Raw genomic sequence first — 26,025 nt, forward strand, 5'->3', positions numbered from 1 at the left:
TGCCGATCGCTGCGCCTGCCCTCGCCGGCGTTCAGCAGAGGGGCCGGGCGCGAACCGCCTGACCGGTGTGCACGAGATCAGGCCCGCCGGCAGCGATCAGTAGGCGACGGTGATGCGCTTGCGCAGCGCGTCGTGCTGTTCGAGGCGATCGAGCAGGGCGACTGCGTAGTCGGGAATCGTGATGCGGCTGACGCCGTTGGCGTCGGCCAGCAACTGGTCGCCGCCGACGCGATACTTGCCGCTGCGTTCGCCGTCCTCGATCAGGGCAGCCGGACTGATATAGGTCCAGTCCACGTCGGCCTGGCTGGCGCGGAACACGTCCAGCGCCCTGGCTTGCGCATCGGCTTCGGGCTTCCAGGCCGCGGGGAAATGCGGGTCGTCGATCACCTTGACGCCCGGCGCCACCTCCAGCGAGCCGGCCCCGCCGACCCAAAGCAGGCGCCTCACGCCGGCCTTGGGCAGGTTGTCCAGCAGCACGCCGGCGTTGGCGGGAACGCTGTCGGGATTACCGTCCCGGCGGGCGGAGAGGCTGGCCACCACGGCGTCCAGGCCGCGTATGGCATCGAGCCAGCCGGCCGGTCGCGCGACATCGCCGGTGACGACCTTCCATGTGTCGTTGCGCCGGGTGAGCCGCGACGGATCACGCACGATCGCGGTCACCTGGTAACCACGCGACAGTGCTTCCTCGAGGATGCCCTGGCCGAGATGGCCGGTGGCGCCGAACAATGCGATTTTCATGGATGACTCCGGGTCGAAGTGGCCGTGCGACGGATTGTCGGCGGCTGACGGGAGAAAGCATGCGCTCCGCCATGGGTTTGATAAATCGCCCGGTACATAATTCACTGTAAATCGATAATTGACAGTGAGAATCATGGCCAATGACGTCAATCTCAACCGGCTGGCGGTGTTCGTGGCGCTGGTGCGCGCCGGCTCGTTCACGGCGGCGGCCGAGCAACTGGGGCTGACCAAGGCGATGGTCAGCCAGCACCTGGCGAAGCTGGAGCGCGAGCTGGGCGCGACGCTGCTGCTGCGCAGTACGCGGCGCATGTCGCTGACCGAGGCCGGCACCCGTTTCCACGCCGATTGCGTACGCCTGCTGGCCGATGCCGAGGCGGCGATCGAGCGCGTGGGCGGCAATCGCGATACGCCCAGCGGCACGCTGCGCCTCACTACTTCGACCGACTACGGCATGGCGGTGGTGGCGCCTGCGCTGGCGAGCTTCTGCCGGTTGCATCCACAGGTGCAGGTCGATCTGGTGATCGGCGACCGCGTCAGCGACCTGATCGCCGAGCGCTTCGATCTGGCGATACGCGTAGGCTGGTTGCGCGACTCCAGCATGCACGCCGTTCGACTGGGCGGCTTTCGCCAGCTGGTCGTGGCTGCGCCGGCGTATCTGTCGGCGCACGGTACGCCGCGCCGGCCCGAGGATCTGGCCGCGCACGGCTGGATCGCCATGTCGGTGCTGGCGACGCCGCTGCGCTGGACCTTCGTCGGCAGCGGCGGCAAGCGGCGCAGCGTGCGCATGCGGCAGGTGGCGCAGGCCAACAATGCAGCCGCGGTGCGGGCGATGGTGCTGGCCGGAGCCGGCGTGGCGGTGCTGCCGGATTACCTGGCCGAGGAAGACATCCGCAGCGGGCGACTAGTGGTCTTGCTGGCGCAGTACCGATTGCCCCAGGGGGGCATTCATGCGGTTTACCCTGGAAAACATCCGCCGGCGAAAGTGCGCCGTTTCATCGACCATCTGCGCGAGCGGCTCGCACCTGCCTGATCAATCGACCATGCCATGGCTCTCGCTGGTGCCCAGCAGCTCTGGCTGTTTCGTCTCGCGCTGCTGGCGGTTGAGCAGCGGATGCGCGAATACGGCAGCGAGGATCACTATCACGCCGACGTAGAACCAGCGATCCAGCTGGCGCTGTTCGCCCAGCAGCAGGATCGCCAGCACGATCGCGTAGACCGGTTCCAGGTTGGTCACCATCTGCGTGCCGAATGCGCTCAGGTGACGCAGCGCCACCAGTGCCAGCGTGAACGGCAGCAGCGTGCAGCCGAACGACAGCGCCAGCAGCAACAGCGCATCGTGCGGGTTCGGCAGCATGAAGGCCGGGCCGGCATGCGGCAGCAGAGGCGCGAGCGCGGTGAGAAAGATCGTGCCGGTGCCCAGCTCGATACAGGTCACCGTGAGCGGATCGCCGTGCTCGACCAGCCGCTTGTTGAGCGAGCCGAACAGCGCCACGAACAGCGCCGAAAGCACGCCTACCGCAATGCCGGGACGCATGTCGTGCGGCACGCCGCCGACCACCATCATCACGCCCGGCACCACCATCGCGCCGATCAGCAGTTCGCGCGGGTCGAACCTGCGTTTGGCGATCCACGGTTCGATGAAGGCCAGGAACACCGGCCCCAGCGCGATGCAGGTGGCGCCGACCGAAGCGTTGGACAGCTTGATCGAGGCATAGAAGGTCAGCCAGTGCAGCGACACCAGCACGCCGATGCCGGCATACGCCAGCAGCAGCCGTGCCGGCATCGCGCGCAACCCGCGCCAGACCCTGGGCATCAGCAGCAGCGCCGCCGTCACCAGCAACATGCGCCACCACACCAGCGGCAGCGCCGGCAGCGTGATCAGCTTGCCCAGAATGGCGGTGAAGCCCCACAGCAGCACGCAGAAGTGAATCTGCAGGCGGGCTTTGCTGGCTGCTTGCATGGGGGACGTCGCACGAAGGGGGAGTCGACATTCTAGCGCCGGACCTTGCATCCGATGCCGCGAATCCGAGCTCGCGCAGGAGCGACTTCAGTCGCGATGCCTTTCGTCAGGTACAAAACAAGAGCATCGCGGCCAAGGCCGCTCCTACCGGCGGCGGCTACCTCGAGGCCGGCTTTTTGGCGGACGGCATCATCTTGCCCGAGCTGCGCAGCTGCTGGAGCACGGTGTTGCAGGTGTTGTCGCCGTTGTCGCCATGGCTGGGCGACACCAGCGCCAGCAGCGCGGCGGCGGGCGCGGCCATCACGCCTAGCGCGACCACGCCGGCGCCGCGCGCCAGCAACGGGCCGACGTGCACGCCGACGTCGGGATCCTTCAGTGTGCCCTGCACATACAGCGGCGAGCGCAGCGACAAGATGCGGAAGCCTTTGGTGTGGGGTATCACGTCGAGGTCGAGTTTCTCGCTGGCGAAGTTGATGTTGCCGTCCACGTTGATCACGGCATCATCCGTGTCGAACACGAACAGCCGCATGTCGAACAAGCCATCTTTGGCGGTCATGTCGCTGGCGGCGCAGTTGATCTTCACCGTCTTGTCGCCGAACAGCTTGCCGATGACGATGTTGCCCACGTTGAGGCCGGCGGTCTCCAGCAGGTTCTTGCTGATCGCGCCGTCATTCATCAGCAGCTTGAGCTCGCCGTTGGCGCTGCCCAGCAGGGCGGCGACCGAATTGCCGCGGGCGTCGAGCGTCACGTCGCCGTTGATCTCGCCGAAGCTGGTCTGCATCGGCGCGAAGGTGGGGAACAGCTGCTTGAGCTTGAGATGCCGCGCATCGAGTTTCATCACGCCGCGCATCGGCGCCTGGCTGCCGTCGAGCGTGACATGGCTGCGCACCGAACCGCCGGCCAGTCCGAAGCGTAGCGGGTCGAGATAGAGCGCGCCGTTGTTCATGACCAGGTGGGTGCTCAGCGAATCGATCGGCAGCGCCTGGCCGTGCACGATGCGCGCTCCGGTGAAGTTCACGTCCGCATCCATGGCCTGCCAGCGATCGGTGCGGAACGGTTCGATCGGCAATACCTTGTCGGCCGGTTGCGCGGCGGCATCGCCGCGCTGCTGCTTCAGGGCGTTGCTGTCGGCGCCGATCAGCGGTGCCAGGTCGGCGAACTGCAGCAACTGCGAATGCAGGTCGCCGCTCAGCTTCGGGCGCTTGCCGCCGGTGACGAACAGCAGGTTGCCGGCGAGGTCACTGCCGCCGACGCGGCCGCGGAAATTCTGGTAGCTGAAGCGGCTGCCGCCGCGATGCAGCTCGGCCTTGAGACGACCCTCGGTCGCGTACGGCGGCGTGTCGGGCAAGGTGACGCCGGTGAGCGGATACAGTTTGGCCATGCTGGACCCGGAGAACCACAGGCGCACGTCCAGCACGCCCAGGTGCATCGGATCGGTCAGCGTGCCGACCAGCGCGATGCGGCTGTCGCCGATCTGCATGTCGGCCTGCAGCGGGAACGGATCGCCGGCATTCTGCAGGGCGAGCACGCCGCCGGTTCTGCCATGGCCGGTGATCGCTGCGCCGTGGTAGCTGCCGCTGGCTTTCCAGCCGAACAGATAGACGGTGGACGCGTTGGCGTTGCCGACCGTCGTCGCGGCATCTTCCTTCTTCTCGATGCCGGCGGCAGCGCGATCGAGCGCCTTCTTCGCCGCGGCTCCGGCCGATCTGACCGCTTGCGCGCGTGCGTCGGTCGATTGCTGGGCCACGATCTGGTCGTATGGAATGGCGCCTTGCAAAGGTTCCACTACCACCTGCAGCTTCACCCCGCTGACCGCATCATCCAGCGCGATCTGGCCGCGATCGAACCCGATCCGGCCCAGCTCCAGCGACCAGTTGGAAGGCTGCGCGCTCTGCGGCAGCACGAAATCCCAGGTGGCGCGCGATTGTTTGTCGCGTTGCAGGTCGATGCTCGGGTGCACCAGCTGCAGCGAAGGCACCACGATGCGATGGGCCAGCAGCGCCAGCGGCGAAAGGCGGAACTGCAACGCGTCGAGCCTGGCGAACTGCGGCTGTGCGGCCCAGTCGGGGTTGCCGATGGCGATCTGTTTCGCGGTGAACTCCGGCCATGGCAGCAGGGAGCCGAGCCAGCTGCCGCTCCGGTCGCGCCGCCAGTCCACGCTGAGGTCGCCGTTGATCGCGAACGGACGACCGATGGCCTGACCCACCTTGTCGCTGATGAACGGCTTGGCGCGGTTCCAGTCGAACATGGAGACCACCGCCAGCACCACTACGATCAGGGCCAGCAGCACGCTTGCGATCCAGCTCGCGATTTTTCCGCTGCGCTTCATCCTTGCTCCTTATTCGGCTGGTGACCCGAACAGGCCGCATTTCGCGTCACATTTCGGGAGACGGGTTCGAGAGATAGCCGAGAACATGAAAAAGTTATGTATGCAACACGGTTTGCGCTCGGCCGTGATTCACTCTTTCGGGGGTGCGCGAACGCTTTCGCCGCGTTGGACTGGCCAACGCGGCGAGTTGCAGCGGGGCCGGCGCAGAACTCGCGTCAGGCGGCGACCTGCACGTCCGCACACCGGCTGATCCGGTAGACCGCCGCCGGCGGCAGGTTCAGCAGGGCGCTGCCGACGCGCTGGGCCTGCAGGTTCAGGCGCTTGAGCAACGCCGCCGGCAGGGGGCAGCGCGGGCCGTAGGTGAACTGGTAGAACATGCCATCGCTGCGCAGCTGGCGCTCGAACACGCCTTGCACGATCGCCGCGACCTGGCTGGCCGGCATCGACAGCAGCGGCAGGCCGCTGACCACGGCGCAGGCGCGCTCTTCGCCGAACAGCGACTCGGTCTCTCCGAGCCGTGCCGCATCCATGCGCAGGATCGTGGCTTTCGGATAGCGCTTGGTCAGCGCTTCGGCGAAATGCGGGTCGGCTTCGATCAGCGCCAGCCGGTGCGGCAGCACGCCGCGCGCCAGCAATGCCCGAGTCAGCGCGCCGGTGCCTGGACCCAGCTCGATCACCGGGCCATCCAGCTGGCTGACGTGGGCGGTCATCAGCCGGGCCAGCGCCGCCCCCGAGGGCGTGACCGCACCGATTCCGCGCGGGTCGCGCAGCCACGCACGCAGAAAGCTCAAGCTGTCGTTCAACGCCATGCAACGATTTCCGCAACGGGCCACGTGGCTTGCAAGGTAACCCATGCGGCTGAACAGAATGTTTGCCGGGCGCCGGCGGACATCAATATGCCGCCCTGGCGGCCGACGCGGGCTCACGCACCGGCACGTCGATGCTGCACAGGTCGGCCTTGCCGGGCGGCAAAGTATAGAACGCGCTGCGGCCATGGCGCCTGGCGTCGATCAACGCCGCAAAGGTGGGGCTGTCGGTGCGCAGCACTTCGATCGCCGGGCGATCTTTCGCGGGAATGTCGGCGGCGAGCCGGACCGACTCGATGGTGATGCGCTGCGCCGGCTTGGTATAGAAGCCCATCGGCTCGGCGCCGCGGGGCAGGCCGGACAATAGCGGCATGCCTTCCAGTACGCGGCCGGCGATCGCGAGGTTCCGATCCAGCCGGCGCGGTGCCTGGCCGATCACCGCATACAGCGAGCTGCCGCTGCCGGTCTGCGGATCGACGTCGCGCGCCACGCCGACGGCGCCGTAGCAGTGGGTCAGCCATTCCTGCCCGCTGGCCGGATCGCGCGCGGCCGGGAAGCCTTCGGAGAAGCCGACCTCGGGCGCATACACATCGCCGTCCGGCAGCGCCGTCCACGGCAGTTTCGGATCGATAGCGCGGGTGTATTCCGGCGGCAGCGTCTGGTGCGCCTTGCCCAGCGGGCGGATCTTGCTCTTGTCGCTGTTGTCGTCGTCGTTGGGGTCGCCCCACTGGGTGACGAAGTTGTCCTGCACCCGGATGATCGCCAGCCCGTCGAAATAATGCTCACGCACCAGGGTGCGGATATTCGCCGCGTGCAGCGGCGCGAAGTCCGGCGCCAGCTCGATCACCACGCGGCCCTGCGGCAACTGCATGAAGATCAGGTTCTGCGGATCGGGCGTACGCCACTCGGCCGGCGCGGACCTGGCCAGCAGTTCCTTCGCGGTGGGCGAGCGCTTGCTCTGCTCGGCCGCGTTGGCGGAAAGCGTCAGCAGGGCGCTGATCACCGCGAAAGCGTTGATGAGATGGCGGCGAAGCATGGAGTTCCCGGCGGCGATGGAATGGTGAGAGGGCAACTTAGCAGAGTGGCCTGTGGACGCGACACCAGTGTCGGCCGGGTGGAAGGACGGAGAGGCGGCCATGTCATCCGATCCGGGGTGCAGCTGCCCGGCCGCGGAGGTCCAGGATCGCCTTGGGCCGGGCACGCGCCAGCAAATAGAGCGCGACGACGTGCGTGATCATCAGTACAGGGACCGTCGAGGCCGGACGCAGCCAAGGATCAGCGCCGCGGCATCCCGCAGGGCCCACCCATCTCGCCCTTGCTGGCCAATCTGTTCTTGCGCCGGCTCGCGCTGTGATGGAAGAAACTTGGGCCGGAATAATGCTTGGGCAGTCGCATCGTGACGTATGCGGACGATCTCCTGATTCTGTGCCGGCAGGGCAGGGCCGAGGATGCGTTGTTCCGGCTGCGCGACATCATGGGAAAGATGAAACTCTCGGTCGACGAGGAGAAAACACACCCTTCGACTCCATTGTTTGTGCAACGTGTCGCGCCGTCGTTCAGGGCTGCCAACTCTTCCTCAAGCGTTGCCTTCCATGTGGCGTAGCCCGGACCATGTTCATTGGGCATGCGTGGATACCATCTCAAACGCGTGATACGCATCCTGGGAATCGCGCCGCTGATGGAGGCGATGTGCGCCTGAGGGCGCCTTCGTCGCGAAAAGCGACGATCGACGGGCTTATCGAGACTCTCGATGCCGACCGCACGTTTCGAGATTTCCGAAATGCGTTTGCCACGGCAGCGCTACTGGCTGACCGCAGATGCTCGGAAAGGCACTCAGTGTGGCAATCTCAGCATTGGTGTCGGCACGGATTTGTTTTCACACAGCCTGGACCCAGAGCAGACGGCAGCGATAGACAAGGAGAGCCACGACCGTATCGAAGGCGCCGCATTATCAATTCGGGCTGCCGGGCGCCTTCTTCAGTGCTCGAGGTTTGACGGCCCGAGTGCAGCAAAGCATCCGGCGATGAAGTCCACGAGCGCACGAACCCGATTGGGAACGAAGCGCCCGCTAGGCAGGAGTGCATGCAACGGATAGGGATCTGTCTCCCATCCGGTCAGTAGCCGCACCAAGTTGCCGCTTTGCAGATCACGCCGTTGTTCGATCTCCGTCATGAAGATGATTCCGGCTCCCGAAACAGCCCATTCGCGGGCCAGGGAGGCGTCATCCACGACCCGGTCGCCACTGATCCTTACCGTGGTCCATTGGCCATTCTGACCGAAGCGCCAGGAATTGAACGTGCGCCCGCCGCGCATGAATGTGATGCAGTTGTGGTCCACCAAGTCCGTTGGCGCAAGCGGCGTACCGTGTCGACTCAAATAGTCGGGAGAAGCGCTGAGGACGGGGTGTGCGAGCGAAAGTTGACGGGCCACGAGGCGAGAGTCGCTTAACTGACCGTACCGAATGGCCAGGTCCACCTCGTCTCGCAGCACGTCCAGCACGCGATCGCCCACATTGAGCGCCAGCTTCACTCCCGGGTGAAGGTGCAGGAACTCATCGAACATTGGCATTAGCACGGTTCGAGCAAGGTCCGACGGTGCCGAGACACGCACGGTGCCCACGAGTGCGCCGCGTTCGGCGTCGAGCTGGGACTCTCCCTCTGCAAGCAGCTCGAACGCACGCTGGGCGTACTCCAGAAGGATTTGACCCGGCGGCGTGAGCCGCATGGCGCGTGTAGAGCGTTCAAAGAGCCGCGTTCCCAGCTGTGTCTCGAGCCGCTTGAGCGTTGCGCTCGCGGCTGCCGGCGTGATGCCGAGTGCCCGCGCAGCCGCGGTCAACGAGCCGCCGCTGACCGTGTGCAGCAGCACTTGGAGGTCGCTCACATTTTCAATTCTGGTTTGAAAGTGAAACATCGGAAGGTCGTCTTATCAAACGTTGTGATGTTACCTACATTGCCCTTCCATCGACATCACTCAAATCTTGGAAGGAAAAAGCGCCATGAAAGCTGTCGGCTATCGCAAGAACCTCCCCATCAACGCACCCAAGGCGCTCGAGGACGTGGAGCTGCCCGCGCCGATGCCCGGTGGGCGTGACCTGCTGGTGCGCGTGCACGCGGTCTCGGTCAATCCAGTCGATACCAAGGTCCGCGCCGGCAGCGCGCCGGCCGACGGCGAGGTCAAGGTGCTTGGCTGGGATGCCGTCGGCGTGGTCGAGGCGGTTGGCGCGCAGGCCTCCGGCTTTGCGGTCGGTGACCGCGTCTGGTACGCCGGCTCGATCAGGCGCCCGGGTGCCAACAGCGAGCTGCATGCGGTGGACGCGCGCATCGTCTCCAGGGCGCCCAAGTCGCTTTCGGATGCGCAAGCTGCGGCGCTGCCGCTGACGGCCATCACTGCGTGGGAGCTGCTGTTCGATCGGCTGCGCATCGCCCAAGGCGGTGGCGAAGGCCAGACGCTGATGGTCGTGGGCGGCGCCGGCGGCGTAGGCTCGATCCTGATCCAGCTGGCCCGGCAGCTGACCAAGCTGCGCGTGATCGCGACGGCATCGCGTCCGGAGTCGCGTGAATGGTGCCTGGAGCTGGGCGCGCACGCGGTCATCGATCACTCCAAGCCGCTGTCGCAGGCGCTGCGCTCGGCCGGCATCGAGCACGTCGACTACGTGGCCTCGCTCACGCAGACCGGCACGCACTACCAGGAGATCATCCAGAGCCTGAAGCCGCAGGGCGCGCTGGCCGTCATCGACGACATGGAAGGGCTGGATCCGATCGCGCTCAAGAGCAAATCGCTGTCGCTGCATTGGGAGCTGATGTTCACGCGCTCCATGTTCGAGACGCCTGACATGCAAGAGCAGGGCGTTCTGCTGGGGCGCGTGGCTGACCTGGTCGACTCCAGCCGCGTCAAGACGACCGCCAACGCCGTCTTCGGCCGCATCAACGCAGAAAACCTGACCCGCGCGCATGCGCTGATCGAAAGCGGCAAGGCCGTGGGCAAGATCGTGCTCGAAGGCTTCTGATTTCAAGCGCAGCTCGAACAAGCACCCAAGCGCACCACTTCGATTCTTTCATCCCTCCGTTAACTTCATCTCAAGGAAACTCGTCATGTCTCAGAGCAACGCTATCCAAGTCCAAGCCAAGGCTTCCATTACCCGCGACAGCGCGCTGGCGTTGGCCATCTCCGCGCGCGACGCGGCCACCAAGATCGGCCTGAATCTGGCCATTGCGATCACCGACGAAGGCGGCCACTTGATCGCCTTCGAGCGCGCCGACGCCACGCCGTTCCTGGCTGCCGAAGTGGCCGTCAACAAGGCCTGGACTGCCGCCTCGTTCGGTCTGGACACGATGACCTGGAACCAGATCGTCGCTCAGCCGGCCACGGCTCCGCTGGCCAATCACCCGCGCGTCATGGCCGTGGGCGGCGGTGTTCCCATCGTGGCGGGCGGTCGCGTGGTCGGCGGCATCGGCATCTCCGGTGGCACCGCCCAGCAAGACCACGACGTGGCCGAGGCCGCGCTCAAGGCCGCTGGTTTCGAGGTCGCCAAGTGAACGCGACCATCTCTCGGCGCGACCCCGACCTCGTGTTGGCGCCGGCAGCCTCGACGGCAGGCAGGGCGGCCGCTGACGTCGATGTCGCTTCTGCCGCAGCTGACCTCTACGCGCGGATGACTGCACGGGATCTGGCTGGCGTCCTTCGCTACATCCCCGCCGCCGGATTCACCGAGATCGGCCCGTCGGCACCTTCGGTTCACGTCCTGAAGCCTGCGGCGTTTGAGGCGCTGTTCAATTCGGATGCGGTGATCAAGCTCCGCGTCGAAGACGTGAACGTCCAAAGCTTCGGCAGCACTGCGGTCGTAACGGGCGTACGTGTTGGCTCGGTAAGTCCGAAGAAGAAGCCGTCTACCGAGCTTCGGGCGCCGTTTACGATGGTTTGGACCAGCGACAACGGCAGCTGGCAGCTGCTACACATCCATCTGTCTTCTTGAGACAGTGGGGCGATGTAGGTCCTCACGGTGGGGCACGCTCAAGCAGCAATTTCAACCTGCAGCAGCAGGCGCGGCACTGCGTCGACCTCACCGGTGTCGTAAGCGGCCAGGCGTCGGACAACCCTTAACAGAAGCAGCCGTTCGTTAGACGTGCGATGAGGAGCAACGTGCAGTTCTAAACCAACAAGGGAGTTCCCCCGGCTCTGCCGGGGAGGCAGTAGAAGTTTGACGTTTGCTGGAGTCCATCGGGGAAACTCCAACTCGTGAGCCGCCAAGCACACGAGAGGAGAATCACCGATGGACGAGTACGAAAGCTTAAAGCACACGCAATGGGAGTGCCTGTACCACGTGGTGTTCATACCGAAGTGTCGTCGCCGCAGGTTGTACGTCGAGCTTCGGAAGTATCTGGGAGAAGTGTTTCGCCGGTTGGCGGAACAGAAGGAAAGCCGGGTCGAGGAAGGCCATTTGATGCCGGATCCTGGCTTCGCAGCCAAAATCCGAACCATCGGCCAAATCTGCCCAGCGACGCCTCGACCCTTGGCGAATTGGTTGCCTTCTGACTTGCTTCAATTGTTCGGCTACCGGAGCGACCTCCAAGTGTATTTGGTATAGGCGGCGATACCGCCTTGCATTCGACGAAAGATTAAAATATGATGTTTGTCATATGAGAAAAACACCGGCCCGATCCAAAGAAGCCACGCACGAACGCATCGTCGAAACCGCTGCGCGCGCCATCAGGCGCAGCGGTTATGACGGCACCAGCGTTGCCGACATCATGAAGGAGGCGGGCCTCACTCATGGTGGCTTCTATGCTCACTTCACTTCGCGCGAAGCGATGCTTGCCGAGGCCGCGGACCGCGCCGGCGCGGAGGCCGTCGCCGCGTCATCGCGCATCGCCGCCAGCGTGCCAGCGGAACAAGCGTTACAGTCACTACTGCACGCCTATCTATCGAAAGAGCACGTAAAAAGCCCTGAAATGGGCTGCCCCGTTGCTGCCCTCGGTTCGGAGATGCCACGTCAGGCGTCCGAGGTGCGAAGAGCCGCCACGCGCCGCATCAAGGAAATGATCGATGTCGTTGCCCGCCAGTCGCCCGACTGGGGACAGCCCGGCGCGCATGAGCACGCACTGGTCACTGCAGCCACGATGGTTGGTGCATTGGTCATGGCACGCGCTGTCGACGACCCGAAGCTTTCCGACGCGCTGCTGAAGGCGGCGTTGAAACACCTCGTCCCTGCTGGTGCCTGAGTGTGATTGCCGCCTTGCCAGCGTTTTTATTTAGGTATAAATATGATGAATATCATATTTAAGTCACAAGACGACGAGACCTCGTTGACCCGACGGCCCTGCATCGCCTCGCCACGACCGAATTCATGACTATTCATTAAAAGGCGTTCCCATGAAACCCAAGAAATCTATTGCACTCGTCACCGGAGCCTCCTCAGGTATCGGAAAGGCCACGGCAGAGCGGCTCGCCATCGCGGGCTACACGGTCTATGGCACCAGCAGACGCGCCGCGCAGGCGAGCCAGCAACCCTTTGCGATGTTGTCCCTTGACGTGACCCGTGACGAGTCGGTCGAAGCCGCGGTCGGGGAAGTGATCCGACTGGAAGGCCGCATCGACTTGCTCGTGAACAACGCAGGCTTCGGTGTTGCACCCGCTGGAGCGGAAGAAAGTTCCATCGAACAGGCGCAGGCGATCTTTGACACCAACTTCTTCGGAATGGTCCGGATGACCCGTGCCGTCGTACCCCATATGCGACGCCAAGGGGCTGGCCGGGTCATTAACATCGGCTCCATATTTGGTTTCTTGCCCATGCCGTATATGGCCCTTTACGTCGCAACCAAACACGCGGTCGAAGGTTATTCGGAATCCCTGGACCATGAGCTGCGCACGAGAGGCATCAGGGTCTCGGTCATCGAGCCGGCCAACACAAGCACGCAGTTCGACGCGAATGCACTGGAGCCCGACTCGCAGCTCGAGGAGTACCGGGAGATCCGTTCGGCCTTGGTGAAAAAGATGAAAGAGCTTGTCGAGACCGGAGACAAGCCTAGTGTTGTAGCCGATGCCGTGCTGCGAGCCGCCCTCGCGCCCCGTCCGAAGCTCCGATACACAGCTGGCGGGCGTGCGCGCGGCCTGCAATTCCTTCGCAGATTTGCGCCAGCTCGCCTAGTGGACGCCGGGATTCGAAGGGATCTGCAACTCGATGCGATGCCGGCAGGAAAAGCATCATGAAAGCATTCATCATTGATCGATACAGCAAGAAGAATCCGATGCGCCTGGGCGAAATGCCAAAGCCCGAGCTTCGGGACGACGACGTGCTGATCGATGTTCATGCCGCAGGTCTGAACCTGCTGGATTCCAAGATCAAAAGTGGCGAGTTCAAGCTGATCCTGCCTTACCGCATGCCACTCGTGTTGGGCCATGACGTAGTCGGCGTCGTGACTAAAGTTGGAGCGCGAGTTCGGCAATTCAAAGTAGGCGACGAAGTCTATTCGCGACCACCCGATCATCGCGTCGGCACGTTTTCGGAATTCATTGCCGTGAATGAGAACTTTGTTGCGCCCAAACCCAAGAACATCACCATGGAAGAAGCGGCATCGATCCCGCTGGTCGGCTTGACGGCCTGGCAGGCTTTGGTTGAACGAGCCCATCTGAAAAAAGGCCAGAAAGTCTTCATCCAGGCAGGGTCCGGCGGAGTCGGCACCTTCGCCATTCAATTGGCGAAACATATCGGGGCCACGGTAGCCACCACCACGAGCAGCGCCAACACCGACTTGGTGAAGAGCCTCGGTGCGGACATCGTCATCGACTACAAGGAAGACGATTTCGAGAAAGTACTGCAGGACTACGATGTGGTCCTTCATAGCCAGGATGCGGTGGCGCTGGAGAAATCCCTGCGCGTGCTGAAGTCCGGCGGAACCCTCATCTCGATTTCCGGCCCTCCCGATCCCGCCTTCGCAAAAGGAATCGGAGCGTCGTGGTTCGTGAGCCTCATCGTCCGCCTGCTGAGTGCCGGCGTCAGGAAAAAGGCGACCCGTCGTGACCTGAAATATTCATTCCTCTTCATGCGGGCCGATGGACATCAGCTACGCGAGATCACCCACCTCATCGAGGCTGGGGCCATTCATCCCGTGATGGACCGAGTTTTTCCATTCGAGTCAACCAACGAAGCTCTGGCCTACGTCGAATCGGGCCGTGCGAAGGGCAAAGTCGTCGTCAAGATCAAGTGAGCCTGTTTATCCCTATCGGGGTTACCACGCCGCGGAGTGCGCCTCTGATCCGGGCGATAGAACGCTGCGTTGCAGCGTGCCAGGTTTGATGGTCCATGTTGATTCCACGAAGTTCGATTTGCGCTGCAGCCCTGATTTCTTGACTGCTTTGGGGTTCGATTGCCCAACGCTTTACGTGGCCATGGATTCGGCAACAGGCATGCCGTTGGGCTACGCCGTGCTGTTTGGTCCGGCCTGTCGCAACGCACTTGCGGTACTCGTCCGCGACATTCTTCACTTTCATCACCCCGCGGCAAGAGTGTTTTTCAACAGAATCGGTCGACTACGGTCGCTCCAGCAGACGCCCATAAGGCCTACTGACCGCCGAAGGCAAATGCCCCTCAGAGGCCTGCATAGCCATCCCAGCGATGCTAAATCTCATTGTTAGCTGAGCGGATGAAACCAATGTCTGTACCCACCTCCTGAAACCAATGTTTGTACAACCTGTACAAACATTGGTTTCATGCCCACCCGTGGATTCGCCGAAAGCATGACTTCAGGCCCATGTACTAGTATCAAGTTCGCACTATGGTTCACTCAAGTCTAAGCGGCAGTGCAGGTGAGCCCCGATGGAAGACGGCGCCAGTCAGTTGAAGAAGTTCCAGAAGGAGCTTTCCAGCGGCACTGTTTCGCTGGTGCTGCTGGCGGTGCTGGGCCAGTCGCGACAGCCGATGTACGGCTACCAGATCGCCAAGCGGCTGGAGGAAGTGGGGGAGGGCGTGCTGGCCGGCAAGCAGAGCGCGCTGTATCCGGTGCTGCGCAATCTGGAAGGCGCAGGCCTGCTGGCCAGCGAGGTGGAACCTTCCGTCAGCGGCCCGCCGCGTCGCTACTACCGCATCACCAAGCCTGGGCGCGAGGTGCTGCGCGAGTGGGTCGCCGCCTGGACGGCTACCCGCGATTCCGTCGATAACGTCTTGCAAGGAGGGGTGTAATGAACGCGCCACGCACGATCAACGAATATCTGGAGCAGCTTCGCGCTGCCTTGCGCGGTGCCGATCCCGCCCTGGTCCAGGATGCGCTGTACGACGCCGAGGAGCATCTGCGTGCGGAGCTGGCCGAACAGCCCGGCCGCGACGAAGCGGCCATGCTCGAACATGTCGTGGGCAGCTACGGCGCGCCGGACGAGGTGGCGGACATCTACCGCGATCAGGAGATCAGGATCCAGCGTGCGATCCGTCCGCCGCCGCCGCCGCAACGCCATTCGATGCTGGGACGTTTCTTCGGCGTCGCGGCCGATCCGCACACCTATGGCGCGCTGTTCTACCTGTTGCTGGCGCTGGTCACCGGCATCTTCTATTTCACCTGGGCGGTGACTGGCGTATCGCTGTCGGGTGGCCTGTCGGTGCTGATCATCGGCATACCGTTCATCGTGCTGTTCCTGGGCAGCGTGCGCGGGCTGTCGCTGCTGGAAGGACGCATCGTGGAAACCATGCTGGGCGTGCGCATGCCGCGCCGGCCGCCGTACCCCGTGCAGCAGGGAATGCCGCTGCTGAAGCGCATCGGTGCGATGTTCACCGATGGCCGTACCTGGACCACGCTGTTCTACATGCTGCTGATGCTGCCGCTGGGCATCATCTATTTCACGATCACGGTGACGTTGTTGAGCGTGTCGCTGGCTTTCATCGGCGCTCCTTTCGTGAAGGCCTTCGGCTGGAACGTGATCAACATGGACTTCGATGGCTTCAGCTACTACGGCCCGGGCTGGTTCGGCACCATCGCGCTCTGCCTGGCCGGTATCGTGCTGCTGTTTGCCAGCCTGCATCTGGTGCGCGGCATCGGCCGCCTGCACGGGCAGATCGCCAAGCACCTGCTGGTGCCCAGCTCGGCGGCGTGAATGTATCCTCAAGCGGCTCAGCGATAGTTGAGGTCGGGCGAGGACAACAGGTAGGTGTTCCATTCCTGCTGCGAGTTGGCCTGGGCGAGTGCGGTACGCGCGGCTTTCGAGAGCCGCGGCTCGATGGTGTCGTAATACAGCCGCGTGCTCAGCATCGGAAATCCGGCTTCGCGTGACGTGCTGCCGGCCGGCGTGAACAGCTGGTTGTTGCCGGTGCCTATCGCGTTGGCGATGTCGAAGCGCTTTTCCATCTGGCCGGAGCTTGTCCAGCTGTCGCCGTCCAGCGGCCAGCCGTCCGGAGTGATGCGGCCGAACAGGGGTTCATCCAGCTGGTTCAGCCAGTAGACCAGCGGCATGGCATTGGCGAAAGGTTTGCCGTCGTAAGCCAGCCGCACCGACGACACCACGAACTGGGTCGGGTCCTTGAACTTGCCCCCGGCGGCGGCCACGAGCTCGCGCGACTCGAACAAGGTGCGCATCACCTTGGCCAGATCGCCGTCGCTGCGCAGGAAGGTGCGGGCCATCTTGTCCACCAATGCCTTGGGTGGCTGGTCGGCGACAAAATATTCGGCTAGCCGCTGCGAGACGAAATGCGCACAGGCGGGCTGGCGCACGATGATGTCGATGGCCTGATTCACTTCGTCGAAGCCGCTGCCATGGATGGTGTGGCCGAGGAAGGTCTTGTCGCTGAAATCGTGCCGCTGCGGGTTGAACTCGAACAAGCCGTTGCGGACCACCAGCGGCGCCAGCTTCGGGTTGAAGCGTTGCGGCTTGCCGTCGACCGGTGCGATACCGACGCCGGTGAGGATCAGCGCCAGTTGCTGCACATCCTGTTGGGTGTAGCCCGAGTTGACGCCCAGCGTGTGCAGCTCCATGAGCTCGCGCGCATAGTTCTCGTTGACGTGGCCTTTCGCGTTCTGCGCGTTGTCCAGATACTCGAGCATCGCCGGACTTTCCAGCGTGGCCATCAGCAGATCCCTGAACCTGCCCAGGACGTGTGGACGGACGGTGTTTTGCACATAGTCCGCCAGTTCCCAGCGGACGCGGCCTTTCGCGGCGTACACGCTGAAATGATTGAGCCAGAACCACACCAGCTGCTCCTTCAGCTGGTTGGGGCCGTATACCGCCTGCAGCAGTTCGGCCTGTTGCGCTTGTTGCGCCAGCTGGTTGCCGTGGGCCTGCAAGGCCTTGTTCGCGGCGGCCTTGTCCGGTTTGTCGGGCAGCTCCTTGATGCGCTGCTGTTCGGCTTGCAGCGTGCCGAGCAGTTGCGTGGCCGGCGCGTCGATCGCCTCGAAGCCATGGATCAGCTGCGCAATCGCAGGCGGCAGCTGACCTGGTGCGCGGTCGGCGAGTTGCGCATCCAGCAGGCGCTCGCGGCCCAGGCTGCGATATTCGGCCGCGCTTGCGCTGTCCAGGTCGAATCCATCGCGCCGCAACCATGCCATGTCGTCGGCGCCCAGGCGGGCCGGGCCACGAGCGCCGGCCAGCATCGGTGCGAGCAGGAGCAGCCACGCGGCCTTGAGCCAGCGGCGCGCTGCCGTCATGGAAAGGGCGGTAACCAGCGTTCGGCGCATGCGGCGCGTTCCTTCGGGCGGGAGATGTGATCCGGGCAGTGTCGCTGCAAGGTCTTGCTCATACCAGTTGCAAATCCCTGGGCCGGGCCTGCGGGAACACGGTCTGCAACTGGCTGCCGCGCAGTCCCCAGATTCGCGCCATCAGGCCGCCCAGCGTGTCGCGATAATTGTTGAGCACGGGGTAGTCGCGATTCTGCAGCAGGTTTTGTTGATTGACGGCAAGCTGTTCTCCGGCGATGCGGCCGCCGTTGACCTTGCCGCCCAGCACCCAGTGCACGGTGCCGTGGCCGTGGTCGGTGCCCTTGTCGCCGTTCTCGCGGAAGGTGCGGCCGAACTCGGAGACCACCACCACGACGGTGTTGTTCCATTCGTCGCCGAGTGCATCCGCGTAGGCGGCCAGCCCTTCGCCGAGGTTGCGCAGGTTGTTGGCGAGACCGCCGGTGACGCTGCCCTGATTCACATGGGTATCCCAGCCGCCGATGTCGATGAAACCCAGCCGGTAGCGCTCGCGCATCAGCGCGGCGATGCGCTGCGTTTCGCTGGCAAAGCCCTTGGCGCTGGGCGCGCCGCGGCTGGCGTGAACCATCTCGTCGCGCAGATCCTGCGAGACGGTGTTCGGCAAGGCCAGGCCATCGGCGGTGGCCGCGGCCAACGACGTGCCCTGGTACATCTGGGTGAGGATCGCCGACTGGCGTGCGTTGAAGTGCGGTTTGGTGTCGCCTTTCAGCGAGATGTTGGGGATGTCAGTGGCGGCGCCCTGGAAACTCAACGGCAGCGACTTGGTGAACGCGATCGGCGGCGTCCCCGGCAGCGCTCCGGACAGGCGGGCGAGAAAGCCGGACCGGAAGCTGCCGCGATTCGCCGTGGGTTCGCCCGATTCGATGTTGTCCTGGGTCTCGAAATGGCTGCGCGACATATCGTCGGTGCCCGCGAACGGCACGAAGGCGATCTGCTTGCGTTGCCACAGCGGGTAGATCGAATCGCGCAGCACCGGGTTGAGCCCCCAGTTCGCATCCAGCGCGATCGCGCTGTCGAGGTTGCCCGGATCGGGCCGGGCGATCGCCAGTGTCGGCCGCGACGCGTAGTAGAAGTCGCTGCCGTGCGGTACCAGCAGGTTGTTGCAGTCGTAGCCGCCACGCAGGAATACCAGCAGGAAACGCGGCGAATGGGCCGGCGTGGCGAACAGTTTTCCGGAGAACGATAGCGCCGGCAACGCGGCGGCGGCACTGGCAGCGGCGAACAGGAATTCACGGCGGTTCATGGCATACCTCGATGCAGTGGGTCAGTTCGGTGCGATAGGGAATCTCGAATAACCGCTGTCCTTGCGAGTGTTCTTGTGGGAGCGGCTTCAGCCGCGACAGCGAGGCGACGACATACTCCCTCGTCGCGACCGAAGTCGCTCCCACACTGCTTCCGCGGGCGTTGCGCTGAAGCCAGGTTTTTCGAAGCCCCCATAGCATGTCAGCGGTAACTGAAATCGGGCGAGGACAGCATGAACGTGTTCCATTCCGCGGGCGACTGCGCCTTGCCCAGCGCCGTGCGGGTGGCTTCGGACAGATAAGGTTCGATCGCGGCGCGATACAGCGGCGAATTCAGCGCGGGCGGATTCGGCGCCGGCATGTCGGGGCGCGATCCGGGAGCGTCATCGTCAGTCATGAACAGGCGATTCCTGCCGCTGCCGATCGCACGCGCCACATCGAAGCGCTTGGCCATCTGGCCGGAGCCGGACCAGCCAGCGGCGTCCAGCGGCCAGCCGTCCGGCGTGATCCTGCCGAACACGGGCTCGCCCATCTGGTTGAGCCAGTTGACCAGCGGCGCGGCGTTGCCGATCGGTTTGCCGTCATAGGCCAGCCGCATGGCCGAAACCAGGAACTGGGTCGGGTCCTTGAATTTCTTGCCGTAGCTCGCGGTCAGCGCGGGCGAGTCGAACATCGTGCGCAGCACTGCGGCGATGTCGCCATCGGTGCGCTGGAACGTCTGCGCCATCGCCGACACCAGCGCCGGCGGCGGCTGGTCGGCGACGAAATATTCGGCGAGCTGGCGCGAGACGAACTGCGCGCAGGCAGGCTGGCGGGTGATCAGCGTCACCGCCTGTTCGATCTCGCCGTAGCCGCTGCCCTTGATCGTGTGGCCGAGGAAGGTCTTGTCGCCGAAGTCGTGCCGGTTCGGGTTGAACGCGAACAGGCCGTCGCGCACGAAGCCGGGCCGCCTGCGTCCACCGAAACGGCCCGGTCGTCCCTCGCGTGGCGGCGCGACACCGGCGCCGGTGAGGATCAGCGCCAGCTGCTGCACGTCCTGCTGGGTGTAGCCGGAGCCCACGCCCATCGTGTGCAGCTCCATCAGCTCGCGCGCGTAGTTCTCGTTGGTCTTGCCCTTGATGTTCTTCGCGTTGTCGAGGTATTCCAGCATGGCCGGGCTTTTCAGCGTGGCCATCAGCAAGTCCCTGAACTTGCCCAACGCGTGCGGGCGGATGGCATGCTCGGCGTAATCGATGGCGACCAGCCGCACCCTGCCCTTGGCAGCGTACACGCTGAAGTGGTTGAGCCAGAACCACACCATCTGCTCCTTCAGCTGGTCGCCGCCGTAGATGGCGTGCAGCAGTGCGACCTGGGCGTCCTGCTGGTACAGCTTCTTCCGGTACTGCTGCAGGGCTTTCTTCGCGGCCTCCTTGTCGGCGCCTTCCGCGGCGTTCTTGAATTGCTTCTGCTGATCCCGGTAAGCCATCAACAGTTGCGCCGGTGGCGTGTCGACCACGTCGTAGCTGTTGATCAGCGCCTCGATCGCCGGCGGCAAGCTGTCATTGCGCCCGGCAAGCTCTTCATCCAGGTAACGGGCACGTCCCAGCTGCCGATAGCGCGCCACGCTGGCCGAGTCGATGCCGAAACCGACGCGCTGCAGCCACGCGACATCGTCATGGCTCAACGATCTTGCGGCCTGCGCCGGTACGGCCAGCGGAATGAGACCGGCAAGAGCGAGCGGCAACCAGCGCAGCCGGATGGCGATACCCGAACGATGGATCGAATCTGGAAGCATGCGGAGGACGTCCACGTTGATTTCGGGTGACACCAGTCTGGTGCCAGTCCTCCGATTCAACGCAGGAGGGGACCATCGGATGACGCGGTCCGATCTTCCGCCCGTTTTTTGTCGGCCGGTCAGAACTCATCGACAAATTCGATACCGGCGTCGCGATCGTTGGCGATCATCTCGGCGTTCACGCGCACAGTGTCGGCCAGCTCGTCGCTGGGGGCCTCCACTTCGATGAAATAGACCTGACCTTCACTGTCGCTTATCGATTCGCTGGAACTGGAATCCTCGCGCATGCCGGGCATGAGATCGTCGATTTCCTCGACGTGTTCGATGTCGTCGATGCCATGCAGGGCGGCGATGACGGTATCGACGTCGGCGCGGCTGCCGATCAGACGAAAGCGGACCATGGGCATGGGGCACTCCTCGGTGCGATGGCGGGCGACCATGCTCGCAAGCACGACGCATACGGGAAGTGATGCTTTCACGGAGGCCAATGGCCCGTATCATGCGGCACTGCCCGCCCCGACGAATCGATACCCATGCCCAAGACCTACGACCGCGAATATTTCGACAAGTGGTATCGCGATCCGCAGCACTCGGTTGCCTCGCCCGCCGAACTCAGGCGCAAGGTGGCGATGGTGGTGGCGCAGGCCGAGTACTACCTCGGCCGGACTATCCGCAACGTGCTCGACGTCGGCTGCGGCGAAGCGACCTGGCGTGCGCCGCTGCGCGCGTTGCGCCCACACATCGACTATCGCGGACTGGACGCCAGCGAGTACGCCGTGGCGCGCTTCGGTCGCAGCCGCAACATCGGCCTGGCGCGTTTCGGCCAGCTCGAACAATTGCGTTTCGACACGCGCTTCGACCTGATCGTCTGCACCGACGTGCTGCATTACCTGAAGCCGGCCGAGATCCGCGTGGGCCTGCAAGGCATCTGCGAGATGCTCGAAGGCGTCGCGTTTCTAGAAGTATTCACCAATCGCGACGACGTGGCCGGCGATCATCACGGTTTCGTATCGCGCGCTCCGGCGTGGTATCTGCGCGAGTTCGGCAAGGTGGGGCTGCTGCCGTGCGGATCGCACTGCTATCTGGGGCCGCGACTGGAACGTCACATCGCGGCGCTGGAACGGGCCCAACTGCCGAGCCGTTGATTCGCCGGATCAGAACTCCAGATGGGTGCGCATGCCGACAAAGCGCGCCGGTCCACGGGCGCGGTTGTAGCCAGGGTTGTGGATCAGCTGGACGTCGGGGGCGAGCGTGAGGCGATCGACCAGCGCAATGTCGTAATAGGCCTCGACGATGCGCTCGCGGCCATAGGCGAGTGCGCCATCGCCCAATGTGAATCCCTGACCGCCCAGGGCCAGGTAATCGCGGTGTGCCGGCGACAGCGCGTCGATGGCGAACGCCACGCCCAGATGATCTTTCGGCCGCTCCCAATGCACGCCGGAGAGCTGCAGGCCGGCGCTCAGCGTGCGATCCACTTCGGTGAACGCGAACGATTCGTCGCGGCCATCATTCCAGCCCGCGCGGGTGAACAATCCGGTCTCGCCATCGTCCGTCAGCGGCAGCTCGCCGTTGACGGCATAACCATATTTGCGCCGGCCGGGGCGATCATCGGCATGGATGTCCGGTGCAGTGCCATGGGCCAGGGCATACGCAATGGCGTCGCGGTACACGCCCATGTTCGCGATGTTGCGGAACGCCAGCAGCCGCAGGACCGCGCCGCCCGCGCGCGGCTGCAGGGTCAGCTCGAGCTGTTCGCCGCGAGCGCGCCGCGGCGAGCTCTCCAGCTTCGTTCCATTCGCTTCGACGGGCATCAGGTAGACGCCGTAGCGCAGGCTCCAGCTCGGGTTGATCCAGCCCAGCATCAACCCGTCGGTATAGCCGCGGGTATCGGCGGCGAAGTCCCACGCGGTGTTGTTGAGCAGCGACCAGTTCAGGAATTGTGTGCGCGCCGCGTCGGCGTAGCGGTTCTTGTCGAAGTCGTCGCTCGCCGCCATCTTGCCCAACTTGATCTCGATGCGGCGGGTGGCTTCCTCGCCCGGCAACTGGTCCTGGCCGCGCTGGGCCGATTCGCGTTCGCCGCCCAGCGGCAGCGTCCAGCGCAGGTATCGGCGCGCGACGTAGGCGGTCTTGCTCAAGGTGCCGCCGCCGGAATGCACCACGTCGCCGTTGGCGAACCCACCCAGGCCGGTGGCTCCACTGACCGCTTCGCCCTTGAACATCTCCACGTCGAAGTAGAACTGGAAATGCGCCGGCAAGGCGACGCCGAAGTAGGCGCCGAAGGTGTGCGATCGCTCGGTGTCGCCACGGGCGCGCAGGCTCAACGGGCCGCTGTACGGCGAGTGCATGGACGATTGGTGCTGGTCGATGAAGGTGTACTGCGCACCCAGCCATTGCGGCACGAACAGCGGCGCGTCGTCGGCCAGCGTGGGGGCGGATGCCAGCGCAAGCCAGACGGCCGCGGCGAACAGGTGGATCTTTTTCATGCTCGTCTCCGTGTGCGCCGCACGGAGCGAGCGAATCAGCCAGGCAGCGATCCACTCGCGACCGGGGCGCGAGAATAGATGTTGGTGTGCGCCGAAAGCCCCGCTGGGGCGGTCCGGCTGCAACTGGCTGGGTCGCTGTCCATGATGGATCAGGTCTCGTGAGGTTCTGGTGCGGGTGAAGGCGCGCGCATGCTGACCGCAAGAGAAGCCCATGTCAATGCAGAAATGGTGACACGAACAAAAACCGCATATGGTTTCGTCAAGGCACCGCGACGGTCTTGTGCTTGTAGCTGCACAGGTCGCGGATCGCGCAATGCGGGCAATCCGGCTTGCGCGCCTTGCAGACGTAACGGCCGTGCAGGATCAGCCAGTGATGCGCGTCCTGTTTGAACTCGGCCGGGATCGCCTTCTCGAGCTTGGACTCGACCGCGCCCACGTCCTTGCCCGCCGCCAGGCCGGTACGGTTGGCCACGCGAAAGATATGCGTGTCCACCGCGATGGTCGGTTCGCCGAACGCCGTGTTGAGCATCACGTTGGCAGTCTTGCGGCCGACCCCGGGCAGCGCTTCCAGCGCTTCGCGACTGTGCGGCACCTCGCCATCGTGCCGCTCGACCAGCAGCCGGCACAGCGCGATCACGTTCTTCGCCTTCGCGTTGAACAATCCGATCGTGCTGATGTAACGCCTCAGGCCTTCCTCGCCAAGCTCGAGGATCGCCTGCGGCGTGTTGGCGACCGGATACAGCTTCCTGGTCGCCTTGTTGACGCCGACGTCGGTGGCCTGCGCCGACAACACGACCGCGACCAGCAGTTCGAACGGCGTGCTGTAGACGAGCTCGGTGGTCGGATGCGGGTTCAGCTCGCGCAACCGCGAGAACAGCTCGATCACGTCGGCGCGTTTCATGGTTTCGGTTCCTGCTGCCTTGCCCTGGCGCGGGCCAGGGCCTCCAGCACAGGATTGCGCTGGGCGTTGGTATCGACGGCGGCCTTGCGTGCCGCCAGTTCCGTCTCACGCTCGGCCCGCAGCCGCTCCAGCCGTGCCTCACGCCGCTGGAAATGCACGCGTGCCGCATCGGCATGGGGCATGTCGAGCTGTGCTTCGGGCATCGGCAGCAGCACGATGCAGTCGACCGGGCAGGCCGGCACGCACAGCTCGCAGCCGGTGCAGTCGTCGACGATGACCGTATGCATCAACTTCGCGGCGCCCACGATCGCATCGACCGGACAGGCCTGGATGCATTTGGTGCAGCCGATGCAGTCCGCTTCGACGATGCGCGCCAGCGTGCGCGGCTTCTCGACGCCGTTTTCGGGATTCAGCGGCAGCACCGGACGCTGCAGAAGCGCAGCGAGCTTCTCGATGCCCGCCGCCCCGCCAGGCGGGCACTGGTTGATGGCAGCATCGCCGCGCGCGATCGCCTCGGCATACGGCCGGCAGCCGTGATAGCCGCACTGCTCGCACTGCGTCTGCGGCAACAGCGCGTCGATGCGGTCGGCGAGCCTGTCGGCTGATGGATTCTGTGTGGACGATGGCATCATGGATGCTGCATTGTCGCGCAAATAGCTTGCGGCAGCGCCAGTGAAGGCGATGCCTTTCGTCGTCACGGCGGGTTCGGCAACTGCCCGGTTGGGCGCTGCCCTCGCCATCGCTATACCATCGTCCCTGATCAGCCTGCTCATCCGAGGAGTCACACATGCATGCCATCGATCTACGCAGTATTTCGCTCGGCCAGGAACCCGAAGCCGAATCCGCGGTGCCCGAGAAGCGATCGCCACAAATCGAGGAGCGGCTGTTCAAGGCGCGTACTCTGCTGATCTATGGCACCATCGATCAAAAGCTGGCCGAGCGCATTACCGCACGCATGCTGGCGTTGCAGTACGAAAGCAGCGACCCGATAACCATTTTCATCAACAGTCAGGGCGGGCACGTCGAGTCCGGCGACACCATCTACGACATGATCAAGTTCGTGAAGCCGGAGGTACGCATCGTCGGTACCGGCTGGGTAGCCAGCGCGGGTGCGTTGATCTATGCCGCGGCCAAGCGCGAGCACCGTTTCAGCCTGCCAAATACCCGTTTTCTGCTGCACCAACCCTCCGGTGGCACTGGTGGTTCGGCCAGCGAGATCGAGATTCACGCGCGCGAGATCATCCGCATGCGCCAGCGCCTCAACGAGATTTTTGCGCGCGAAACCGGCCAGCTGGTGGAGCGCATCGCCAAGGACACCGAACGTGATTACTGGATGTCGGCGGAAGATGCAGCGAGCTACGGACTGGTTGGCCGGATCATCTCCAGCGCGGAAGAGCTGGGCTGATCGGATCCGACCGGACATCCCGTCTGGCAACGTGAGGTTTGTTGCCGGCGGACCCGCCACTTGACCGTAGCGCCCGCCCCGGCGCCCTGATCGGCAGCGAGCAGGAATTCGTCGGTTTCAGTGAGTTGAGTGGATCCTGTTTGATATGTCGGCTGGATCAGCAACTGATCCGACCGACCGGAGATGTTCATGTCGAAACGTTGCGTGATCACGTGCATGCTGTTTCTCGGTCTGTCTTCGACCTGGATGGCAGCTGTTGCTTCGCCAGCGAACCCTCCAGCGGAATCGCCTTCATCCTGCCCGGTAAACGGCTTCGACAGAGTGAGGTCGCCGACACAGGCTGCCCACGCGATTGCCTGTGATGTGGACGGACGGCAGTTGCTGATTGTCGGCGACTATCATGGCAGCAATGAAATTCCGGATTTTGTGGCGCAGCTGATGAGCGCTGCGTCCGCGAAACGGCCCGTCAGGCTTGGTCTGGAAATGGAGTCGTTTGAGCAGGAGCCAATTCGGGTCTACATGGCTTCAAAGGGCGCGGCGGCTGATCGCGCGGCACTCTTGCATGACGATTTTTGGACTGTGGGCGAGGGGCCGCCGATTCAATTAGGAAGTGCGCGTTTGAAAGACTTATCGAAGATCTGCTGAGGAGAGTGGAAGCGTAGCCGTTTTCTGGGTCGCTGGTTGAGCTTGTCTTCAATGCTCTGGATGTAAGCCTCGGA

The 26,025-nt window shown here is 64.1% G+C and carries 26 protein-coding genes and 1 pseudogene; 14 read left to right on the forward strand and 13 right to left on the reverse strand.

Annotation, left to right across the window (positions count from 1 at the left end; genetic code table 11):
• Positions 1 to 96 precede the first annotated feature (96 nt).
• Positions 97 to 738: an NAD(P)-dependent oxidoreductase gene (locus ACFPPB_RS15090; RefSeq protein WP_377328538.1), complete on the reverse strand. Its 642-nt coding sequence runs from the start codon at positions 736 to 738 to the stop codon at positions 97 to 99.
• A 133-nt stretch (positions 739 to 871) separates the two neighbouring features.
• On the opposite strand from ACFPPB_RS15090, the gene ACFPPB_RS15095 reads away from it, so the two are divergent.
• Positions 872 to 1,768, forward strand: coding sequence for a LysR family transcriptional regulator (locus tag ACFPPB_RS15095; RefSeq protein WP_377328540.1), 897 nt, complete (start codon positions 872 to 874; stop codon positions 1,766 to 1,768).
• Here the strand turns inward: ACFPPB_RS15095 and ACFPPB_RS15100 are convergent, their stop codons facing one another.
• The 4 genes from ACFPPB_RS15100 to ACFPPB_RS15115 form a co-directional block, all read right to left on the reverse strand.
• The gene (locus ACFPPB_RS15100) at positions 1,769 to 2,698 is read right to left on the reverse strand and encodes a DMT family transporter (RefSeq protein WP_377328542.1); all 930 of its coding nucleotides are present in this window, start codon (positions 2,696 to 2,698) and stop codon (positions 1,769 to 1,771) included.
• Positions 2,699 to 2,855: 157 nt separating this feature from the next.
• Entirely contained in the window at positions 2,856 to 5,027 is a 2,172-nt protein-coding gene (locus ACFPPB_RS15105; RefSeq protein WP_377328544.1) for an AsmA family protein, read from the reverse strand.
• Between the two features lie 215 nt (positions 5,028 to 5,242).
• Positions 5,243 to 5,836, reverse strand: coding sequence for a class I SAM-dependent methyltransferase (locus ACFPPB_RS15110; RefSeq protein WP_377328546.1), 594 nt, complete (start codon positions 5,834 to 5,836; stop codon positions 5,243 to 5,245).
• A gap of 82 nt (positions 5,837 to 5,918) precedes the next feature.
• Positions 5,919 to 6,869, reverse strand: coding sequence for a peptidylprolyl isomerase (locus ACFPPB_RS15115; protein WP_377328548.1), 951 nt, complete (start codon positions 6,867 to 6,869; stop codon positions 5,919 to 5,921).
• Between the two features lie 345 nt (positions 6,870 to 7,214).
• On the opposite strand from ACFPPB_RS15115, the gene ACFPPB_RS15120 reads away from it, so the two are divergent.
• A complete protein-coding gene (locus ACFPPB_RS15120) occupies positions 7,215 to 7,436 on the forward strand; it encodes a hypothetical protein (RefSeq protein ID WP_377328550.1) in 222 nt (73 codons plus the stop codon).
• Positions 7,437 to 7,810: 374 nt separating this feature from the next.
• Here the strand turns inward: ACFPPB_RS15120 and ACFPPB_RS15125 are convergent, their stop codons facing one another.
• Positions 7,811 to 8,743, reverse strand: coding sequence for a LysR family transcriptional regulator (locus ACFPPB_RS15125; protein ID WP_377328552.1), 933 nt, complete (start codon positions 8,741 to 8,743; stop codon positions 7,811 to 7,813).
• Positions 8,744 to 8,828: 85 nt separating this feature from the next.
• Here ACFPPB_RS15125 and ACFPPB_RS15130 point away from each other — a divergent pair, with 85 nt between their 5' ends.
• The 9 genes and pseudogenes from ACFPPB_RS15130 to ACFPPB_RS15170 all read left to right on the forward strand — a co-directional run bounded on the left by ACFPPB_RS15130 (position 8,829) and on the right by ACFPPB_RS15170 (position 15,910).
• On the forward strand, positions 8,829 to 9,839 hold the full coding sequence (locus ACFPPB_RS15130; RefSeq protein WP_377328554.1) for a zinc-binding alcohol dehydrogenase family protein: 1,011 nt from the start codon (positions 8,829 to 8,831) through the stop codon (positions 9,837 to 9,839).
• A gap of 85 nt (positions 9,840 to 9,924) precedes the next feature.
• Entirely contained in the window at positions 9,925 to 10,368 is a 444-nt protein-coding gene (locus ACFPPB_RS15135; RefSeq protein WP_377328556.1) for a GlcG/HbpS family heme-binding protein, read from the forward strand.
• Positions 10,365 to 10,805 (forward strand): nuclear transport factor 2 family protein, encoded by a 441-nt coding sequence (locus ACFPPB_RS15140; protein WP_377328558.1) that lies wholly within the window; start codon positions 10,365 to 10,367, stop codon positions 10,803 to 10,805. Before ACFPPB_RS15135 ends, ACFPPB_RS15140 begins: the two co-directional genes overlap by 4 nt.
• A gap of 297 nt (positions 10,806 to 11,102) precedes the next feature.
• Positions 11,103 to 11,282: pseudogene (locus ACFPPB_RS15145) on the forward strand (transposase); the annotation flags it as partial.
• Between the two features lie 187 nt (positions 11,283 to 11,469).
• Complete coding sequence (locus tag ACFPPB_RS15150; RefSeq protein ID WP_377328560.1) at positions 11,470 to 12,051, forward strand: TetR/AcrR family transcriptional regulator; 582 nt, start codon at positions 11,470 to 11,472, stop codon at positions 12,049 to 12,051.
• Positions 12,052 to 12,202: 151 nt separating this feature from the next.
• Positions 12,203 to 13,039, forward strand: a complete 837-nt coding sequence (locus ACFPPB_RS15155; RefSeq protein ID WP_377328562.1) for an oxidoreductase — start codon at positions 12,203 to 12,205, stop codon at positions 13,037 to 13,039.
• Positions 13,036 to 14,037: an NADP-dependent oxidoreductase gene (locus tag ACFPPB_RS15160; protein WP_377328564.1), complete on the forward strand. Its 1,002-nt coding sequence runs from the start codon at positions 13,036 to 13,038 to the stop codon at positions 14,035 to 14,037. Before ACFPPB_RS15155 ends, ACFPPB_RS15160 begins: the two co-directional genes overlap by 4 nt.
• Before the next feature lie 608 nt (positions 14,038 to 14,645).
• A complete protein-coding gene (locus ACFPPB_RS15165) occupies positions 14,646 to 15,008 on the forward strand; it encodes a PadR family transcriptional regulator (RefSeq protein ID WP_377328566.1) in 363 nt (120 codons plus the stop codon).
• Complete coding sequence (locus ACFPPB_RS15170; protein WP_377328568.1) at positions 15,008 to 15,910, forward strand: sensor domain-containing protein; 903 nt, start codon at positions 15,008 to 15,010, stop codon at positions 15,908 to 15,910. The genes ACFPPB_RS15165 and ACFPPB_RS15170 overlap by 1 nt, the downstream gene beginning before the upstream one ends.
• Positions 15,911 to 15,927: 17 nt before the next feature.
• Here ACFPPB_RS15170 and ACFPPB_RS15175 read toward each other — a convergent pair whose 3' ends face one another.
• From ACFPPB_RS15175 to ACFPPB_RS15190, 4 genes are all read right to left on the reverse strand, one after another.
• Positions 15,928 to 17,484 carry a DUF1800 domain-containing protein gene (locus ACFPPB_RS15175; RefSeq protein WP_377328570.1) on the reverse strand — a complete coding sequence of 519 codons (1,557 nt, stop codon included), beginning with the start codon at positions 17,482 to 17,484 and terminating at the stop codon, positions 15,928 to 15,930.
• A 58-nt stretch (positions 17,485 to 17,542) separates the two neighbouring features.
• Positions 17,543 to 18,745: a DUF1501 domain-containing protein gene (locus ACFPPB_RS15180; protein WP_377328572.1), complete on the reverse strand. Its 1,203-nt coding sequence runs from the start codon at positions 18,743 to 18,745 to the stop codon at positions 17,543 to 17,545.
• 200 nt (positions 18,746 to 18,945) lie between these two features.
• Complete coding sequence (locus ACFPPB_RS15185; protein WP_377328574.1) at positions 18,946 to 20,517, reverse strand: DUF1800 domain-containing protein; 1,572 nt, start codon at positions 20,515 to 20,517, stop codon at positions 18,946 to 18,948.
• Positions 20,518 to 20,636: 119 nt separating this feature from the next.
• On the reverse strand, positions 20,637 to 21,005 hold the full coding sequence (locus ACFPPB_RS15190; protein WP_377328576.1) for a hypothetical protein: 369 nt from the start codon (positions 21,003 to 21,005) through the stop codon (positions 20,637 to 20,639).
• 45 nt (positions 21,006 to 21,050) lie between these two features.
• On the opposite strand from ACFPPB_RS15190, the gene ACFPPB_RS15195 reads away from it, so the two are divergent.
• Positions 21,051 to 21,662 carry a class I SAM-dependent DNA methyltransferase gene (locus ACFPPB_RS15195; RefSeq protein ID WP_377328578.1) on the forward strand — a complete coding sequence of 204 codons (612 nt, stop codon included), beginning with the start codon at positions 21,051 to 21,053 and terminating at the stop codon, positions 21,660 to 21,662.
• A 9-nt stretch (positions 21,663 to 21,671) separates the two neighbouring features.
• Here the strand turns inward: ACFPPB_RS15195 and ACFPPB_RS15200 are convergent, their stop codons facing one another.
• From ACFPPB_RS15200 to ACFPPB_RS15210, 3 genes are all read right to left on the reverse strand, one after another.
• Positions 21,672 to 23,000, reverse strand: coding sequence for a carbohydrate porin (locus ACFPPB_RS15200; RefSeq protein WP_377328580.1), 1,329 nt, complete (start codon positions 22,998 to 23,000; stop codon positions 21,672 to 21,674).
• A gap of 259 nt (positions 23,001 to 23,259) precedes the next feature.
• Positions 23,260 to 23,901 carry an endonuclease III gene (gene nth / locus ACFPPB_RS15205; RefSeq protein WP_377328582.1) on the reverse strand — a complete coding sequence of 214 codons (642 nt, stop codon included), beginning with the start codon at positions 23,899 to 23,901 and terminating at the stop codon, positions 23,260 to 23,262.
• Positions 23,898 to 24,530, reverse strand: a complete 633-nt coding sequence (locus ACFPPB_RS15210) for an RnfABCDGE type electron transport complex subunit B (protein ID WP_377328588.1) — start codon at positions 24,528 to 24,530, stop codon at positions 23,898 to 23,900. The genes nth and ACFPPB_RS15210 overlap by 4 nt, the downstream gene beginning before the upstream one ends.
• A gap of 158 nt (positions 24,531 to 24,688) precedes the next feature.
• On the opposite strand from ACFPPB_RS15210, the gene ACFPPB_RS15215 reads away from it, so the two are divergent.
• Together ACFPPB_RS15215 and ACFPPB_RS15220 are read left to right on the forward strand one after the other, a co-directional pair.
• Entirely contained in the window at positions 24,689 to 25,306 is a 618-nt protein-coding gene (locus ACFPPB_RS15215; RefSeq protein ID WP_377328584.1) for an ATP-dependent Clp protease proteolytic subunit, read from the forward strand.
• A 189-nt stretch (positions 25,307 to 25,495) separates the two neighbouring features.
• On the forward strand, positions 25,496 to 25,951 hold the full coding sequence (locus tag ACFPPB_RS15220; protein WP_377328586.1) for a hypothetical protein: 456 nt from the start codon (positions 25,496 to 25,498) through the stop codon (positions 25,949 to 25,951).
• The last annotated feature ends 74 nt before the right edge of the window (positions 25,952 to 26,025 follow it).

This window comes from Rhodanobacter terrae (assembly GCF_042657005.1).
Lineage (GTDB): Bacteria > Pseudomonadota > Gammaproteobacteria > Xanthomonadales > Rhodanobacteraceae > Rhodanobacter > Rhodanobacter terrae.